Here is a 15,877-nt window from a genome sequence, read left to right as displayed (position 1 = left end):
TATGCTTTGTAGTTAAAGTTGAAATAAATAATTGAGTAAAATTTTGAAGATTAACAATTTGTTATTCATGGTTCTATGACTTTCACCCGTATCTCATGTGCGGTATCATTGCACCAGTTAAGTTCATTTTAGGATTTTACGGGAACTTAGTGTGCTGTAAAAAATCAAAATGATCAGTTCGGAAATGTGTCAACGGAGATCAACATGACCCAAGAAACCTTATATTCGACGAGTGCGTCAACACTGGAAGTGAACAAACTTCTTAAAAACACTTATATGCTGTTATCGATGACATTAGCCTTCTCTGCCCTGTGTGCGGGTTTGGCAATGGCATTAAATATCAGTCCGTTAGTCTCCATTGGTTTATCGATTGGTGGCTTAGTACTGTTGTTTGTCACTTTACGTAAAGCCGAGTCTGCAGCGGGTATCTTCTGGGTGTTTGCCTTTACAGGTATGGAAGGTGCTTCACTGGGCTACATGCTCAATCACTACGCGGGTATGGCAAACGGTCCACAGCTGATCATGCAAGCACTGGGGTTAACGTCAGTGATTTTCGTTGCGTTATCAGCCTATGCCGTTACCACTAAGAAAGATTTCTCTTTCCTACGTGGATTCTTGTTCGCCGGCTTGATTGTGGTGATCGCCGCCGCTGTGATTAATATTTTTATGGGTAACAGTGTTGCCTTTATGGCAATTAACGCGGGCTTGGCGTTACTGATGACAGGTTTTATCCTGTTTGATACTAGCCGTATCGTCAATGGCGGCGAAACTAACTACATTCGCGCGACTATCTCGTTATACCTAGACTTCTTAAACCTCTTCATCGCGCTGTTGCACCTGATGGGCATAGGCAACGATGACTAATCCTAGTTAGCGATTTTTAGCTTAACTTGCGTTAGAATGGCCCTACTTTTAGGGCCATTTTTATTTTAAATGAGCAAATTTATTATCCAAGTGAACGGGCCCGCTTATGGCACGTCGGCGAGTGTTAACGCCTTACGCTTCTCCCAAGCTGCACTTTTAGCTGGGCATCAGATTATCTGTGTGTTTTTTTATCAAGATGGCGTGTATAACTCCACAGATTTAAGCTTACCCGCCTCCGATGAAAATGATGTGATCAGTGACTGGAAACAGCTGGCGCAATCCCATCAGGTCCCGTTAGTCAATTGCGTTTCTGCAGCGCTACGTCGTGGCATTGTGAGTCAGCAAGATGCCAGCGAGAATGGCCTAAGCCACTGGAATGTGGGCGAGTCATTTATCATGGGCGGTTTAGGTGAGCTAATCACAGGTATTGAATCGGCCGATCGTTTGATCAGTTTTTAACTCTCAGGGCTACTATGAAAAAATTGTGTATTCTATTTCGCTGCTCGCCACATGGTACTGTTCGTGGCCGCGAAGGTTTAGATCTTGCCCTGCTTAGCGCTAGCTTCGAACAAGAAGTGAGTTTAGTGTTTGTGGATGAAGGTGTGTTGCATTTGATTAAAGATCAACAGCCTGAGCTTATCGGTGCTAAAGATTACATCTCCACCTTTAAAGCACTGCCGCTGTATGATATTGGATCTGTGTTTGTCTGTAAGCAATCCTTAGCCGATTACGGCTTAAGCCATGGCTTACTGTCGATCCCAGTGACAGTGGTCAACGATGAAGCCATCACAGCCCATTTAAACCAAGTGGATGAGGTCTTAGTATTCTAATGATTTTACATCATATTCAAACATCTCCCAGTCGAGATAGCGCGCTGAAACTTTGTTTACGTTACGCCTGTAAGGAAGATGCAATTTTATTATCGAGCGATGGCGTTAACGCGTTACTGCTGCGCCAGTGGGCAATGGCATTATCGCCCTTTAAGTTGATGGTTTTAAAAGACGATGTTATCGCACGTGGCCTATCCGAACGTTTAAAGAACGTGATGCTTATCGATTACAATGAATTTGTGGCTCAATCATTACTCCATGACAAGGTGATAACGTGGTAAATCCATTGCAATTTAATGGCGCAGAAATCGCCCGTGACCATCAAGGTTATTTAAAAAATCTTAACGATTGGCAACCCGATATGGCCCTGTTGTTAGCGGCAGAAGAGCAAATTGTACTTACGCCAGCCCATTGGGAAGTGATTAACTTTGTTCGAGATTTCTATCTCGAATATAAAACGAGCCCTGCTATCCGTGTATTAGTTAAAGCCATTGGCCAAGCCTTAGGACCAGACAAAGGCAATTCAAAATACTTATATACCCTATTCCCGATTGGACCTGCGAAACAAGCAACGAAAATCGCTGGCCTGCCCAAACCAGCTAAGTGTATTTAATGGCATAGGGTTAAGTCATCACGTAAACATGACACAAACAAAAAGGCATGTTCCCTTGGGAAACATGCCTTTCTTTTTACTTGAACAAAGTTGATAGGGTTATTTGACGTTTTCTAACACAACCCAGATGGCTTTGCCTACGGTGGCAAGCATTACAGCAAAAAATACTGCAATCACAGCGGTATAGGAAAGCCAACGGAGATAGCGCTGGCCTTTATCCATAGTATTATTTTGTGTTCCATTAGCCTATTTGAGTCAAACCGCCCATGTAAGGACGCAGAACTTCAGGGACTGTGATACTGCCATCAGCATTTTGATAGTTTTCTAAAATAGCCACTAAAGTACGACCTACAGCTAAACCTGAGCCGTTTAACGTATGCAATAGCGCGGGCTTATTATCTGCTTTCACGCGGTAACGTGCTTGCATACGACGGGCTTGGAAATCCTTCATGTTTGAGCAAGAGGAAATCTCACGATAGGTGTTTTGTGCTGGTAACCAGACTTCGATGTCGTAGGTTTTGCTTGAGCCAAAGCCCATATCGCCAGTACATAAAATCACAGTTCGATACGGTAAACCTAAACGCTGCAACACTGTTTCAGCATGACCTGTCAGCGCTTCAAGTGCCGCCATTGAATCTTCAGGCTTAACAATTTGCACCATTTCAACTTTATCGAATTGGTGCTGACGGATCAGACCACGGGTATCTTTGCCGTATGAGCCCGCTTCGCTGCGGAAACATGCAGTATGCGCAGTTAACTTTATTGGCAGCTCGTCTTCATCAACAATGCTATCGCGAACTAAGTTCGTTAATGGCACTTCTGCGGTTGGGATAAGGCTCAAGCCTTGGCCTTCTTCAGTCGCAGGTTTAGTGTGGAATAAGTCTTCACCAAACTTAGGTAGCTGGCCTGTGCCGAGTAAGCTTGCCTCGTTAACCAGTAATGGCACATAGGCTTCGGTATAACCGTGCTCTGTGGTATGTAAGTCCAACATGAACTGACCAATGGCGCGATTTAAGCGGGCGACTTGGCCTTTCATCACGATGAAACGTGAGCCAGTAATTTTAACGGCATTTTTAAAATCTAAGCCGTTTAAGCCTTCACCTAAATCGATATGATCTTTAATCGGGAAATCAAAAGTGCGTGGCGTACCCCAACGTCTCACTTCAACGTTCTCTGTTTCATCGGCACCCATTGGTACTGATTCATCAGGCAGGTTAGGCATAGACATGGCAATGGCATTGACTTCTTCAAGTACGGCGGCCAGTTCAATCTTTTTGGCATCCAACTGTGAACCTAAATCGCCCACTTGCGCCATAATCGCGTCAACATCTTCACCACGGGCTTTAGCTTGGCCAATGGATTTGGAGATGGCATTACGCGACGCTTGTAATTCTTCGGTAGCCACTTGCAGTGACTTACGCTTTTCTTCTAATTGAATGAGATGAGCTATGTCTAAAATAAAGCCACGGGTAGCCAGTCGCTCAGCGGTAACTTCTAATTCGTTGCGCAAAAATTTAGGATCTAACATGTGATATATTCTTAATAGTTAAATGCGAGAAAAAACCAGTTGTTGACCTAAGTACACCATGAATAAACATAGACTTAGATTCAACACCACATTCAAAATCGCCTTCAGCCAATCCCCTTCTTGCATCAGCAACAAGGTTTCATTAGAGAAAGTCGAAAACGTTGTCAAAGCGCCCAACAGGCCGATACCGATCAGCGCTTTGAGTTCAGGGCTGATATGACTCATTTGCCCCAGAGCGTAAATTACGCCCATAAAAAATGAACCTATAACATTAACCAACAGTGTACCAAAAGGAAAACTGCTGCCAAATACTTGGATCATGAATATTGAAATAAGATAGCGTAAAACTGCTCCAATTGACCCGCCGAAAGCCACTAATAGGATGTTAGTCATATCTTTTGTTCTCACTGGCTTGATCTAACTGGACTAATTGCGCCAATTTATCTTTGATCCGTTTCTCGAACCCTCGCTCAGTCGGAAAATAAAACTGTGCTGTTTGCAGGGATTCGGGGAAATAATTTTCACCACTGGCATAGGCATTCGCTTCGTCGTGGGCATATCGATACCCTGCTCCCATACCGATGTCTTTCATTAACTGAGTCGGTGCATTGCGTAAATGGTGCGGCACTTCGACTTGCCCTGTTTCGCGAGCTAACGCACGCGCCGCCTTAAATGCGGTATACACAGCGTTGCTCTTCGGCGCACTGGCAAGATAAACAATGGCTTGTGCTATTGCTCGCTCACCTTCGGCGGGGCCAACACGGTGAAAACAATCCCAGGCATTCAGTGCGATTGTCATCGCCGCAGGATCGGCATTGCCCACATCTTCAGAGGCAATCGCCAGTAAGCGCCTTGCCACGTAAAGCGGATCGCCGCCGCCCTCTAATATTCGACAAAACCAATACAACGCCGCATCGGGTGCTGAGCCGCGAATGGATTTATGTACAGCCGAGATTAAATCGTAAAACTGATCACCGTTCTTATCAAAACCAGCAACTTGGTGCCCCGCCACTTGAATTAACATTTCAGTGGTAAAGGTGCCACCGTCGATGAGCATATCACTCATCAACTCAATAAGATTTAACGCTTTACGGGCGTCACCATCACAAAGTTGTGCCAATGTGGTGAGCACATCGGTTGGCATTACAAATTGTCGTAGGCCTAAACCGCGCTCGGTATCGTTTAAGGCTTGAGTCACTATATGGGCGATTTCATCATGGCTTAAGCGCTTGATAAGATAGACCCTTGCCCGCGAGAGTAAGGCATTGTTGATTTCAAAAGACGGATTTTCTGTGGTCGCGCCGATAAAGATCACTGTGCCATCTTCAATAAATGGCAGAAAGGCATCCTGCTGACTCTTATTGAATCGGTGGACTTCATCGACAAACAATAGAGTACGTTGGCCACGGGATTCTGCAACGGCTTTTGCTTGCTCAATCGCGGCGCGAATGTCCTTAACGCCAGAGGTGACCGCGGAAATGCGTTCAACGTGGGCATTTGAATAATGTGCGATTAATTCGGCTAAGGTTGTTTTACCTGTGCCCGGCGGTCCCCACAACATCATGGAATGGGCGCGCCCAGCTTCCAATGCTTTGCGTAGTGGTTGGCCCTCACCCAGTAAATGGGCTTGACCTATGTACTCGCCAATCGTTCTTGGCCGCATGCGCGCGGCCAAGGGACGAAAATCGGGCGCAAAATTAAACGATAAACTGCTCACGCGATAGCCTAATGCGCTGCTTTTCGACGTTGATCATCAACATCGACGCTGTCTGGGATCACAAAGGTGAACAACGCTTTGTCTTTATTTGTGATGGCTTGCTGATTGCTTAAATCAAACAGGCTTAAATTACCTTTATCATCGGCAACATTAAAGTTGACTAACTGGGCATTTTTGAAACACACATTGACGGACAATATGCCCGAATCAATCGCCTTAGGTTTGATCTCATAGCAATCTTGTTTCTTGGACACTGAATACTGTGACCAAGTCGCATCGTCGCGGTGGATGAGCAATGCTATGGGAGATGCATTGATTGCTTCAGCAAAATCCATGATGACCACCTCTTCGGCGAAAGGATTGTAGATCCACAAATCTTTACCATCAGCGACAATCTGTGATTCATCGGGCTGGGTTAAATGCCAATAAAATTGATTCGGATACGCCAAGGCAAAAATGCCTGACCCCGTTTGAATAACCTTTTTATTAACGTCTGTTACGGTTTGTTTGAAATCGGCTTTTAGTGACGCGGTACCAATCAATTTTTCCCTGAGCTGCTGCGCATCATCGGCAAACACAGCCGCGCTAAATAGCAAAGGTGAAGCTAACAACACAGCGCATAATCGTTTTTTCATTTTATTCCTTACCCTGTAAACCCTTGGGTGTATCAAAGCTACGCCTTAGCGCGGCTTAATAATGTTTTGGTGCTGGCGGCGCTAAGACTTCACGGTTACCGTTGTGGCCTTGAGCAGAAACAATACCTTGCGCTTCCATCTGTTCAATAATCCGTGCTGCACGGTTATAACCAATCTTAAATTTACGCTGTACGCTTGAAATCGAGCCGCGACGAGTTTCAGTCACAAAGGCAACTGCTTCATCGTATAACGGATCGTATTCTTCGTCTGATTCAGCGGTTTCACCAGGCAATAATACTTGTTCGCCATCACTGGCACCGTTGAGGATTTCTTCGATATATTGCGGTTTGCCACGGGCGCACCAATCGGCAACGACACGGTGAACTTCATGATCATCAACGAACGCACCATGAACACGATTCGGTACCGCAGTACCCGGTGGCAAAAATAACATGTCACCCATACCAAGCAAGGTTTCGGCACCCTGTTGGTCTAAAATGGTGCGCGAATCGATACGCGATGACACTTGGAACGCCATACGTGTGGGAATGTTGGCCTTAATCAAACCAGTGATCACATCCACTGACGGTCTTTGGGTTGCAAGAATTAAATGTATGCCTGCGGCACGCGCTTTTTGGGCAATACGGGCAATCAACTCTTCAACTTTTTTACCAACAATCATCATCATGTCAGCAAATTCATCGACAACGACAACAATCGATGGCAGCTTATCTAACGCAGGCGCTTCTGGCTCCATGCTGTCAGAAGACTTCCACATAGGATCTAAAATCACTTCGCCATTGGCCTTCGCCTCGGCAATTTTAGCGTTATAGCCCTTGATGTTACGTACGCCCATCATAGACATCAGCTTGTAGCGACGTTCCATCTCGCCGACACACCAACGCAGCGCATTGGCAGCTTCTTTCATGTCGGTAACTACCTCACATAGCAAATGCGGAATACCTTCATAGACAGACAATTCCAACATTTTGGGGTCGATCATGATAAAGCGTACATCTTCTGGGCCAGACTTATACAGTAAGCTGGTGATCATCACGTTTACACCCACAGACTTACCAGAGCCTGTAGTACCGGCTACCAATAAATGTGGCATTTTACCAAGATCAACAACAACAGGGTCACCAGCAATATCTTGGCCTAACACCATAGTTAAGTTGGATTTACTCTCAGTAAAGGCGGCACAATCTAACACATCGCGCATAAACACGGTTTCGCGGAATTTATTGGGCAATTCGAGTCCGACATAAGCCTTACCCGGAATAACTTCAACCACGCGCACACTTTCAGCCAGTAATGAACGAGCTAAATCCTTTGATAGATTAGAGATTTTTGACGCTTTAACGCCCGGCGCTAATTCTAATTCAAAGCGTGTGATCACAGGGCCTGGATACACACCCACCACATTGGCGATGATGTTGAAATCGGCCAATTTAAGCTCAACAAGGCGAGCGACTTGATCCAATTCCTCTGGGCTGATCGGATTCTTCTTACGGTCAGGTATGTCGAGCAAGTTAATACTCGGTAGAGGATCCATTGGTTTTTTCGGTGCGGGTTTGTCTTCTTGTCCTGGCAACACCACAATGCCATCGACAATTTTAGCTTTTTGATCTTGCTTATTACGCTGCGCTTGATTCACTGCACCTGTTGACACTTTAGTATCAAAATCAATGACGTCATCATCGCTAAAACCGAGACTTTCATCGTCTTCATCTTCTGTAAATGCTTGACTGCTAAACACTGGCTCATTGTCATCATGATCGAATGAATGCGAATTAAAATCGGCACTGTCTTGCTCATCGGCATTTGAATGCTGAGGTTCAGCTAACCAAGGTGGCGCTTCAAAATTGCCATGGGCGGCCAAATCATCATTATCGATTTGTGGCTCAACCCGTTGTACACTCTTACTTTTACTGCCATTCAAGCTCAGAATTTTTGCAAGCGCCGATAGTTTGTTTTTTGGCGACGAATTATTCTCAGTTTCAGTAATAATACCTTCTGGTTCAATGACCATATCATCAGTGGCAGCATATAGCGTTGGGGTTATCTCAGCTCTACGACCAATATGACGCTCACGCACCTTAGGCTTTTCAACTATGGGGGGCTTTTCTAGCACATATTGGGATTCACGGCGTTGTTTAAACTTATCCACCACGGACATAAAACCACGGGTATCCTCGGTTTCATGCTCACGCTTCATCGCTTGCGGCAATAATTTTAACTTTTTATAAATCCAAATAGAGACTAAGCCGATTTTCTCGACCACAGTCAGCCAGCTAATCCCAGTCAACAGCGTAAAGCCTGAGCCCAAGAAACACAGCAGTAATAAGGTAGTGCCGAGTTTATTAAAATACGGCAACATGGCTTGGCCTATGACATCACCCGCCACTCCGCCTGCCGAAAACTCGTAGATGTTGTTGGCATTCATGCTCGCCAAAGCAGAAAATCCTAGAATGATCAGTAAAAATCCAATCAATCTCAGGGCCACTGAAAAGTAATCAATTTCAAGTAAATGATGGGCACGTTTGAACAATAACCAACCTGTCGATGCGACAATGATTGGCATGATATAAGCCGTAACGCCGAAGAAATATAACAGAATATCGGCAATCCAAGCCCCTACTGCTCCGGTCCAGTTTTTAATATCGCCTTGAAAATGCGACTGACTCCAACCAGGATCAGACGGACTAAAACTCGTCAATGCGAGCAAAATATAAGTGGCGAGAACACAACAAATGATGAGTCCGCCTTCCAGCAGACGTTGCAGGCCAGTTAGCGTGCGTACACTATTTCCTTGAGACAAACGACGTAATCCATAAAAGTGAAAACAGGTGGGCTAACGATACCAGAATCCCACTAAATGTGGAGCACATTAGCCTGTTTTTCTATACAGAATTGGTCATGATTGGCAAAATTTGGTCTATTGAGGTGTTTTAATGTGCTTTTGGGGAGGAATGAGTTATTACACAAACACTTCCGTTAACAAATTTGTTTAAAAATGCCACAAAAAGAAGCCCCTAAGTTAGCAAACTTAAGGGCAATACAAGGCTAATAGCAATAAGCGTTAAATGAGATGGATATATCGACGTTACTGATAAATAAGGGGCCTAAGCCCCTTATTGTAAAACCAAACAATCAGGGTAATTTAGATATCTGAGAGTAGATGATTTATCGCTACACGACTGGTGTGCTTAACTTCTTCCATCACAACATAAGTACGCGTGTCGGAAACAGAAGGTAATTTCAATAAAGTTTCACCTAACAAGCGACGATAAGCCGACATATCTGAAACACGAGTTTTCAGTAAGTAGTCAAAATCGCCTGAAACTAAATGACATTCTTGAATATCATCGAGTAGTTGCACTGCACGGTTAAACTTATCAAACACTTCGGGAGTATCACGGCTTAATGTGATTTCCACGAATACCAGTAGGGATGCACCCAAGAAATGAGGATTCACCAATGCGGTATAACCATTGATGTAACCTTGCTTTTCGAGACGTTTTACTCTTTCTAAACACGGAGTAGGACTTAGTCCGACTCTTTTTGACAATTCCACATTTGAAATGCGGCCATCAAGTTGTAGTTCATTAAGAATGTTGCGATCGATGCGATCCAAGTCTTTTACAGGACTCTTTTTATTATATGCCATTTATTTAACCTTGCTTTATCACTAAAACAACATTTTATTCTACGTATGCCGAAAGTTCAGCAGCATAAACTGCGTCGCCGATACTATACTAGATATCCCTGAATTAATCACGTTCAGGTCACGATAAAATAACAATTATGCCCATTAAAAGTGGGATTTCAGGCAATTGAGGCTCAAAGATGATTATTGGTGTTCCCAAGGAAATTAAAAACCACGAATATCGTGTCGGTATGGTTCCTTCTAGTGTTCGCGAGTTGGCGATCAAAGGTCACGACGTTTTTGTTGAAACAAATGCAGGCATAGGTATTGGTTTTTCAGATCAAGATTATATTGATGCTGGCGCCACAATTTTAGCGACTGCTGCTGAAGTTTTTGCTAAAGCGCAGATGATTGTAAAAGTAAAAGAGCCTCAAGCAGTTGAACGCGCTATGTTGCGTCACGATCAGATTTTATTTACTTATCTGCATCTTGCTCCAGATTTACCGCAAACTGAAGATTTAATCAAAAGTGGTGCCGTATGTATCGCTTACGAAACTGTGACAGACGATCGTGGTGGCCTGCCTTTGCTTGCTCCTATGTCTGAAGTCGCTGGTCGTATGTCAATCCAAGCTGGTGCTATGGCATTAGAGAAATCTTCTGGTGGCCGCGGTATGTTATTGGGCGGCGTACCGGGGGTTGAGCCTGCTAAAGTCGTCATTATTGGCGGCGGTATGGTTGGTACTAATGCAGCACAAGTGGCAGTTGGTATGGGTGCTGATGTTGTTGTGCTTGATCGCAGTATTGATGCTCTACGTCGTTTAAATGTGCAATTCGGTTCTGCTGTAAAAGCCATTTACTCAACTGCGGATGCAATTGAACGTCATGTTATTGAAGCCGATCTTGTAATCGGTGGTGTACTAATTCCAGGTGCTGCGGCGCCCAAATTGGTTACTCGTAGCATGATTTCACGTATGAAGCCTGGCAGCGCTATCGTTGACGTGGCGATCGATCAAGGCGGTTGTGTTGAAACTTCACATGCAACTACTCACCAAGATCCTACCTATATCGTTGATGATGTTGTGCATTACTGTGTTGCAAATATGCCTGGTGCGGTCGCTCGTACTTCAACATTTGCGCTTAATAATGCAACCTTACCGTACATTCTCAAGTTAGCAAATTTAGGCTATAAAGAAGCGCTGTTGCAAGACAAGCATTTTCTTAATGGCTTAAACGTCATGCACGGTAAAGTGGTGTGTAAGGAAGTGGCTCACGCCCTAAACTTAGCGTTCACATCTCCTGCGACACTATTAGTATAAGTTTTTAATTAACTTAACTTTTTATGTGGATTTAAGCTGGCTTTACTTAGTATGTAATTCAAATCGGTCTCGATACTATTGAGGCCGATTTTTTATTGGGTAGAAATAGGCTCCACTACGATCGCACCATCATATTTATACAAGCTCATCCCGTGCTTCATTTCGTGGTTCACACTTAAGCTATTTATTCACAGTAAAGTAAAACTGACACTCTCCATACTAAAACGGATGGACTCGATTAGTGCAATCTAAAAGAATCGCCCTCCAACACTTTACCCCCACAGGTAAATTCCCTACAATCCTTGCAATTTGCTAAAGGCACGGAGATAAAAATGAGCCAGGTCAGACATTGTAACTTATTGATTTTGGGTTCAGGCCCAGCAGGATATACCGCAGCCGTTTATGCTGCGCGTGCGAATTTAAAACCTGTGATGATCACAGGTATGCAGCAAGGCGGTCAATTAACCACGACGACTGAAGTTGAAAACTGGCCAGGTGACGCGGACGACTTAACGGGTCCAGCCTTGATGGAACGTATGCAGAAGCATGCTGAAAAGTTCGATACTGAAATCTTGTTCGATCACATTAACGAAGTCACCTTAACCGAGCGCCCTTTCCGCTTGAAAGGCGACAATGGCGAGTACACCTGTGATGCACTGATCATCGCAACTGGCGCTTCTGCCCGTTACTTAGGGTTAGAGTCAGAAGAAGCTTTCAAAGGTCGCGGTGTATCAGCCTGTGCAACCTGTGATGGCTTCTTCTATCGCAATCAAAAAGTCGCAGTGATCGGTGGCGGCAATACCGCCGTTGAAGAAGCATTGTATTTAAGCAATATTGCTGCTGAAGTTCACCTCATCCATCGCCGTGACACCTTCCGTTCAGAAAAAATCTTGATCGACCGTCTGATGGACAAAGTCGCCAATGGCAACATCATCCTTCACTTAGATCAAACCATGGATGAAGTGGTTGGTGATGCTATGGGGGTGACGGGTCTGAAGATGAAGAGCACTAAAGATGGCTCGATAACTGACTTAGCCGTTGCTGGCGTGTTCGTCGCCATTGGTCACAGCCCTAATACCGGTATTTTTGAAGGCCAGTTGGAAATGAACCACGGTTATTTAAAAGTTCAGAGTGGCTTGCAAGGTAACGCCACGCAAACCAGTATCGAAGGTGTTTATGCCTGTGGTGATGTGATGGACCAACATTATCGTCAAGCCATTACTTCTGCCGGTACAGGCTGTATGGCCGCACTCGATGCAGAGCGTTATTTAGACGCTAAAAAATAATTAGACTCGATTTTTCAACGAATAGCAGGCTTAGCCTGCTATTTTTTTAGGTCAAAATTGTTAAGCAATAGCAAAAATTTTTGCGGGCTTACCAGTCAGTACTGTTCACGCACGCACATGTCTTTCCTTTGCGATTCTTAATTCCGCACCACTTAGATAGTACTTATATAAGTTCTTAGGTAAGTAAAATCATTTCGTTGAGCCTAAAATGGCGCACAAAAAAAGGGACCAAATGGTCCCTTCTCTACAGCAACAAACTAATTTCTTAGTTTAACGCTTCTTTTGCTTTTTCAACTAAAGTTGCAAATACAACTTTATCGAATACAGCGATGTCAGCCAAAATCTTACGATCGATTTCGATAGACGCCTTTTTCAGACCGTTGATGAAACGGCTGTAAGACAGACCATTTTGACGAGCGGCAGCATTAATACGTGCAATCCAAAGTTGACGGAATTGACGTTTTTTCTGACGACGGTCACGGTAAGCATATTGACCAGCTTTAGTTACTGCTTGAACAGCAACACGGTAAGTACGGCTACGAGCGCCATAATAACCTTTAGCTAGTTTTAAAACTTTCTTGTGACGAGCACGAGCGGTTACACCACGCTTAACTCTTGGCATTTTCTAATCTCCTAAATTAAGCGTAAGGTAATTGACGCGCGATTGCTGGAACGTCAGCTTTTGATACTAAACATTTGGCACGTAAGTGACGTTTACGTTTAGTGCTTTTTTTCGTCAAAATGTGACGTAAGTGTGCTTGCTTGCGCTTGAAACCATTAGCGGTTTTCTTAAAACGCTTCGCTACACCCTTGTCTGTTTTCATTTTAGGCATTTCTAAAACTCCGCATTGGGATGTTTAATAAAAAGCAAGGCGAGCAAAGGCCATAGACCTTTGCTACTTTAAGTTTTGCCCTACTTATTTCTTTTTAGGCGCTAGCACCATAATTGCTTGTCGGCCTTCCATTTTCGGGAAAGATTCAACAACCGCATACTCGTCCAAATCAGCCTTGATACGGTTCAATAGATCCATACCCAGGTTTTGGTGTGCCATTTCGCGACCTCGGAAACGAAGCGTAATCTTCGCTTTGTCCCCGTCTTCCAGAAAACGTATCAGGTTGCGTAGTTTTACCTGATAGTCGTTTTCGTCAGTTCCAGGACGGAATTTAATTTCCTTGACCTGAACCTGCTTTTGCTTCTTCTTTTGTTCCTTGGCTGACTTAGCCTTATCAAAAAGGAACTTACCGTAGTCCATAATGCGACATACTGGAGGTTCAGCATTTGGGCTGATTTCTACTAGGTCTACACCTGCTTCATCTGCCAAATTCTGAGCATCTCTGATGCTTACCACACCAATAGCTTCACCATCAATGCCTGTTAAGCGTACTTCTGGTACACCTGTGATTTCTTCATTGATTCTATTAGGGGCCGGCTGACGCCCTGCTGTTTTTTTGATCTTTATGACCTATTCCTCCAACAATTTGAGACTACGGAGCGAAATCTGTTGATGGATTTTAGTGGCGAAATCTTCAAGTCGCATCTTACCTAAATCGATACCATCACGGGTACGCACCGCTACTTCCTTATTTTCCATTTCTTGATCGCCAACGACCAACAAATAAGGGACACGCCTTAAGGTGTGCTCGCGTATTTTAAAGCCTATTTTCTCATTCCTCAAGTCAAAAGACGCTCGAATACCTTGTTCTTTGAAGAATTTTACGACTTCTTCAACATAATCAGCCTGTTTATCAGTGATATTCATCACGACAACTTGCATTGGGGCTAACCAAGTTGGGAAACGTCCTGCATATTCTTCTATCAAGATACCCAAGAATCGTTCCAAAGAGCCTAAAATAGCACGATGGATCATCACTGGGGTCTGACGGCTGTTATCTTCGGCAACGTAAGTTGCACCAAGACGGCTTGGCAACGCATAATCGAGCTGCACAGTACCACATTGCCACGCTCGGTCCAAACAATCGTGTAAAGTAAATTCGATTTTTGGTCCGTAGAACGCGCCTTCGCCTGGCAAAATAGTGAATTCAATATTATTGGCACGCAGAGCTTGCTTAAGTGCTTCTTCCGCTCTGTCCCACATCGCATCGTCACCGATACGTTTCTCTGGGCGAGTCGACAGTTTTACTACGATATTTTCAAAGCCGAAGGTCGCGTAAGTATCGTAAACCATCTGGATACAGGCACTCACTTCCTCTTGAACTTGGCTGTCAGTACAGAAAATATGGGCGTCATCTTGCGTAAAGCCACGTACACGCATTAATCCGTGTAACGAGCCTGAAGGTTCATTACGGTGACAGCAACCAAATTCAGCCATACGCAATGGCAAATCGCGGTAAGATTTCAACCCTTGGTTGAAGATCTGCACGTGGCCTGGGCAGTTCATTGGTTTGATGGCGTATTCGCGGTTTTCGCTGCTGGTCGTGAACATGGCTTCTGAGTATTTATCCCAGTGACCAGAACGTTCCCACAACACGCGGTCCATCATTAATGGGCCTTTTACTTCTTGGTAAGTGTATTGGTTTAGCTTACGGCGAATGAATCTTTCTAATTCGAGGAAGATGCTCCAACCGTCGTTATGCCAAAACACCATACCCGGTGCTTCTTCTTGCATGTGATACAAGTCGAGCTGCTTACCGATTTTACGGTGGTCACGCTTAGCCGCTTCTTCAAGACGGGTTAAGTGCGTACTCAGGGCTTTTTTGTCGGCCCAAGCGGTACCATAGATACGTTGCAACATCTTGTTTTCTGAGTTGCCACGCCAATAAGCGCCGGCAATGCTCATTAATTTAAAATGTTGGCAGAAACGCATGTTAGGTACGTGCGGTCCACGACACATGTCAGTGTATTCTTCGTGATGATATAGCGCAGGCGTCGCGTCTTTGCTGATGTTCTCATCCAGAATGGCAATCTTATAATCTTCACCGCGCGCAGCGAATGTATCACGGGCTTCTTGCCAGCTAACGACACGTTTTACTACGTCATAGTTGGTTTTTGCCAGTTGAAGCATGCGCTTTTCTAAGGCGTCGATGTCATCTTGAGTCAACTTGTGCTCAAGGTCGATATCATAGTAGAAGCCATTATCGATAACAGGACCAATCGCCATCTTGGTTTCTGGCCACATTTGCTTAATCGCGTGACCTAATAAATGCGCGCAAGAATGGCGAAGAATTTCAACACCTTCTTCGTCTTTGGCGGTAATGATTGATAGCTCAGCATCGGTTTCAATGAGATCGCAAGCATCTTTTAATTCGCCATTAACGCGGCCAGCGATACAAGCTTTCGCTAAACCAGGGCCAATATCAGCGGCAACATCGAGGGTCGATACAGCATGGGCAAACTCGCGTTTGCTACCATCGGGAAGTGTAATTACAGGCATGAAATGTCCTTTCCAGTGGTGACCCACACGTAGGGCCACTTGGTTTT

Annotated in this window: 18 protein-coding genes; 7 read left to right on the top strand and 11 right to left on the bottom strand. The window is 44.5% G+C overall.

The features are described 5' to 3' along the window. Positions 1 to 204 precede the first annotated feature (204 nt). From KFE26_RS15270 to KFE26_RS15250, 5 genes are all read left to right on the top strand, one after another. Positions 205 to 864 carry a Bax inhibitor-1/YccA family protein gene (locus KFE26_RS15270; RefSeq protein ID WP_028759949.1) on the top strand — a complete coding sequence of 220 codons (660 nt, stop codon included), beginning with the start codon at positions 205 to 207 and terminating at the stop codon, positions 862 to 864. Positions 865 to 933: 69 nt separating this feature from the next. Continuing rightward, a complete protein-coding gene (gene tusD, locus KFE26_RS15265) occupies positions 934 to 1,323 on the top strand; it encodes a sulfurtransferase complex subunit TusD (RefSeq protein ID WP_028759948.1) in 390 nt (129 codons plus the stop codon). Positions 1,324 to 1,337: 14 nt separating this feature from the next. Then, positions 1,338 to 1,694 (top strand): sulfurtransferase complex subunit TusC, encoded by a 357-nt coding sequence (gene tusC, locus KFE26_RS15260; RefSeq protein WP_212600916.1) that lies wholly within the window; start codon positions 1,338 to 1,340, stop codon positions 1,692 to 1,694. Next, positions 1,694 to 1,975: a sulfurtransferase complex subunit TusB gene (gene tusB, locus KFE26_RS15255; protein WP_168827719.1), complete on the top strand. Its 282-nt coding sequence runs from the start codon at positions 1,694 to 1,696 to the stop codon at positions 1,973 to 1,975. Before tusC ends, tusB begins: the two co-directional genes overlap by 1 nt. Next, complete coding sequence (locus tag KFE26_RS15250) at positions 1,969 to 2,307, top strand: TusE/DsrC/DsvC family sulfur relay protein (RefSeq protein ID WP_105252498.1); 339 nt, start codon at positions 1,969 to 1,971, stop codon at positions 2,305 to 2,307. Before tusB ends, KFE26_RS15250 begins: the two co-directional genes overlap by 7 nt. 99 nt (positions 2,308 to 2,406) lie before the next feature. Here the strand turns inward: KFE26_RS15250 and KFE26_RS24210 are convergent, their stop codons facing one another. The 7 genes from KFE26_RS24210 to lrp all read right to left on the bottom strand — a co-directional run bounded on the left by KFE26_RS24210 (position 2,407) and on the right by lrp (position 9,857). Continuing rightward, entirely contained in the window at positions 2,407 to 2,529 is a 123-nt protein-coding gene (locus KFE26_RS24210) for a hypothetical protein (RefSeq protein WP_028759944.1), read from the bottom strand. A gap of 19 nt (positions 2,530 to 2,548) precedes the next feature. Next, on the bottom strand, positions 2,549 to 3,835 hold the full coding sequence (gene serS / locus KFE26_RS15245) for a serine--tRNA ligase (RefSeq protein ID WP_028759943.1): 1,287 nt from the start codon (positions 3,833 to 3,835) through the stop codon (positions 2,549 to 2,551). An 18-nt stretch (positions 3,836 to 3,853) separates the two neighbouring features. Beyond that, positions 3,854 to 4,228, bottom strand: a complete 375-nt coding sequence (gene crcB, locus KFE26_RS15240) for a fluoride efflux transporter CrcB (protein ID WP_028759942.1) — start codon at positions 4,226 to 4,228, stop codon at positions 3,854 to 3,856. Continuing rightward, positions 4,221 to 5,552 carry a replication-associated recombination protein A gene (locus KFE26_RS15235; RefSeq protein WP_212600915.1) on the bottom strand — a complete coding sequence of 444 codons (1,332 nt, stop codon included), beginning with the start codon at positions 5,550 to 5,552 and terminating at the stop codon, positions 4,221 to 4,223. Before KFE26_RS15235 ends, crcB begins: the two co-directional genes overlap by 8 nt. A gap of 8 nt (positions 5,553 to 5,560) precedes the next feature. Further along, positions 5,561 to 6,187 (bottom strand): outer membrane lipoprotein chaperone LolA, encoded by a 627-nt coding sequence (gene lolA, locus KFE26_RS15230; protein ID WP_212600914.1) that lies wholly within the window; start codon positions 6,185 to 6,187, stop codon positions 5,561 to 5,563. 55 nt (positions 6,188 to 6,242) lie between these two features. Beyond that, positions 6,243 to 9,008: a DNA translocase FtsK gene (locus KFE26_RS15225; protein ID WP_212600913.1), complete on the bottom strand. Its 2,766-nt coding sequence runs from the start codon at positions 9,006 to 9,008 to the stop codon at positions 6,243 to 6,245. 342 nt (positions 9,009 to 9,350) lie between these two features. Then, positions 9,351 to 9,857, bottom strand: a complete 507-nt coding sequence (gene lrp, locus KFE26_RS15220) for a leucine-responsive transcriptional regulator Lrp (protein WP_006081649.1) — start codon at positions 9,855 to 9,857, stop codon at positions 9,351 to 9,353. Between the two features lie 179 nt (positions 9,858 to 10,036). On the opposite strand from lrp, the gene ald reads away from it, so the two are divergent. Further along, on the top strand, positions 10,037 to 11,152 hold the full coding sequence (gene ald / locus KFE26_RS15215; RefSeq protein ID WP_028759938.1) for an alanine dehydrogenase: 1,116 nt from the start codon (positions 10,037 to 10,039) through the stop codon (positions 11,150 to 11,152). Positions 11,153 to 11,484: 332 nt separating this feature from the next. After that, positions 11,485 to 12,438 carry a thioredoxin-disulfide reductase gene (gene trxB, locus KFE26_RS15210; protein ID WP_007647644.1) on the top strand — a complete coding sequence of 318 codons (954 nt, stop codon included), beginning with the start codon at positions 11,485 to 11,487 and terminating at the stop codon, positions 12,436 to 12,438. Positions 12,439 to 12,703: 265 nt separating this feature from the next. Here trxB and rplT read toward each other — a convergent pair whose 3' ends face one another. The 4 genes from rplT to thrS form a co-directional block, all read right to left on the bottom strand. Beyond that, positions 12,704 to 13,060: a 50S ribosomal protein L20 gene (rplT, locus tag KFE26_RS15205; RefSeq protein ID WP_006081652.1), complete on the bottom strand. Its 357-nt coding sequence runs from the start codon at positions 13,058 to 13,060 to the stop codon at positions 12,704 to 12,706. A 16-nt stretch (positions 13,061 to 13,076) separates the two neighbouring features. Further along, positions 13,077 to 13,271 (bottom strand): 50S ribosomal protein L35, encoded by a 195-nt coding sequence (gene rpmI, locus KFE26_RS15200; protein WP_006081653.1) that lies wholly within the window; start codon positions 13,269 to 13,271, stop codon positions 13,077 to 13,079. An 84-nt stretch (positions 13,272 to 13,355) separates the two neighbouring features. Beyond that, the gene (gene infC, locus KFE26_RS15195) at positions 13,356 to 13,898 is read right to left on the bottom strand and encodes a translation initiation factor IF-3 (protein ID WP_012089240.1); all 543 of its coding nucleotides are present in this window, start codon (positions 13,896 to 13,898) and stop codon (positions 13,356 to 13,358) included. 3 nt (positions 13,899 to 13,901) lie between these two features. Beyond that, on the bottom strand, positions 13,902 to 15,830 hold the full coding sequence (thrS, locus tag KFE26_RS15190) for a threonine--tRNA ligase (RefSeq protein ID WP_028759936.1): 1,929 nt from the start codon (positions 15,828 to 15,830) through the stop codon (positions 13,902 to 13,904). Positions 15,831 to 15,877: the final 47 nt, after the last annotated feature.

The sequence above is a fragment of the Shewanella sp. M16 genome (genome assembly GCF_018224605.1).
GTDB lineage: Bacteria > Pseudomonadota > Gammaproteobacteria > Enterobacterales > Shewanellaceae > Shewanella > Shewanella oncorhynchi.
Note: the sequence above shows the minus strand (reverse complement) of the source record. Positions and strands in the feature narration are given on the sequence as shown.

Excerpts from the sequence above, each read along its gene's own strand:
- KFE26_RS15270 (WP_028759949.1), top strand. The coding sequence starts at position 205 with ATGACCCAAGAAACCTTATATTCGACGAGTGCGTCAACACTGGAAGTG.
- tusD (WP_028759948.1), top strand. The coding sequence starts at position 934 with ATGAGCAAATTTATTATCCAAGTGAACGGGCCCGCTTATGGCACGTCG.
- tusC (WP_212600916.1), top strand. The coding sequence starts at position 1,338 with ATGAAAAAATTGTGTATTCTATTTCGCTGCTCGCCACATGGTACTGTT.
- tusB (WP_168827719.1), top strand. The coding sequence starts at position 1,694 with ATGATTTTACATCATATTCAAACATCTCCCAGTCGAGATAGCGCGCTG.
- KFE26_RS24210 (WP_028759944.1), bottom strand. The coding sequence starts at position 2,529 with ATGGATAAAGGCCAGCGCTATCTCCGTTGGCTTTCCTATACCGCTGTG.
- serS (WP_028759943.1), bottom strand. The coding sequence starts at position 3,835 with ATGTTAGATCCTAAATTTTTGCGCAACGAATTAGAAGTTACCGCTGAG.
- crcB (WP_028759942.1), bottom strand. The coding sequence starts at position 4,228 with ATGACTAACATCCTATTAGTGGCTTTCGGCGGGTCAATTGGAGCAGTT.
- lolA (WP_212600914.1), bottom strand. The coding sequence starts at position 6,187 with ATGAAAAAACGATTATGCGCTGTGTTGTTAGCTTCACCTTTGCTATTT.
- lrp (WP_006081649.1), bottom strand. The coding sequence starts at position 9,857 with ATGGCATATAATAAAAAGAGTCCTGTAAAAGACTTGGATCGCATCGAT.
- ald (WP_028759938.1), top strand. The coding sequence starts at position 10,037 with ATGATTATTGGTGTTCCCAAGGAAATTAAAAACCACGAATATCGTGTC.
- trxB (WP_007647644.1), top strand. The coding sequence starts at position 11,485 with ATGAGCCAGGTCAGACATTGTAACTTATTGATTTTGGGTTCAGGCCCA.
- rplT (WP_006081652.1), bottom strand. The coding sequence starts at position 13,060 with ATGCCAAGAGTTAAGCGTGGTGTAACCGCTCGTGCTCGTCACAAGAAA.
- rpmI (WP_006081653.1), bottom strand. The coding sequence starts at position 13,271 with ATGCCTAAAATGAAAACAGACAAGGGTGTAGCGAAGCGTTTTAAGAAA.
- thrS (WP_028759936.1), bottom strand. The coding sequence starts at position 15,830 with ATGCCTGTAATTACACTTCCCGATGGTAGCAAACGCGAGTTTGCCCAT.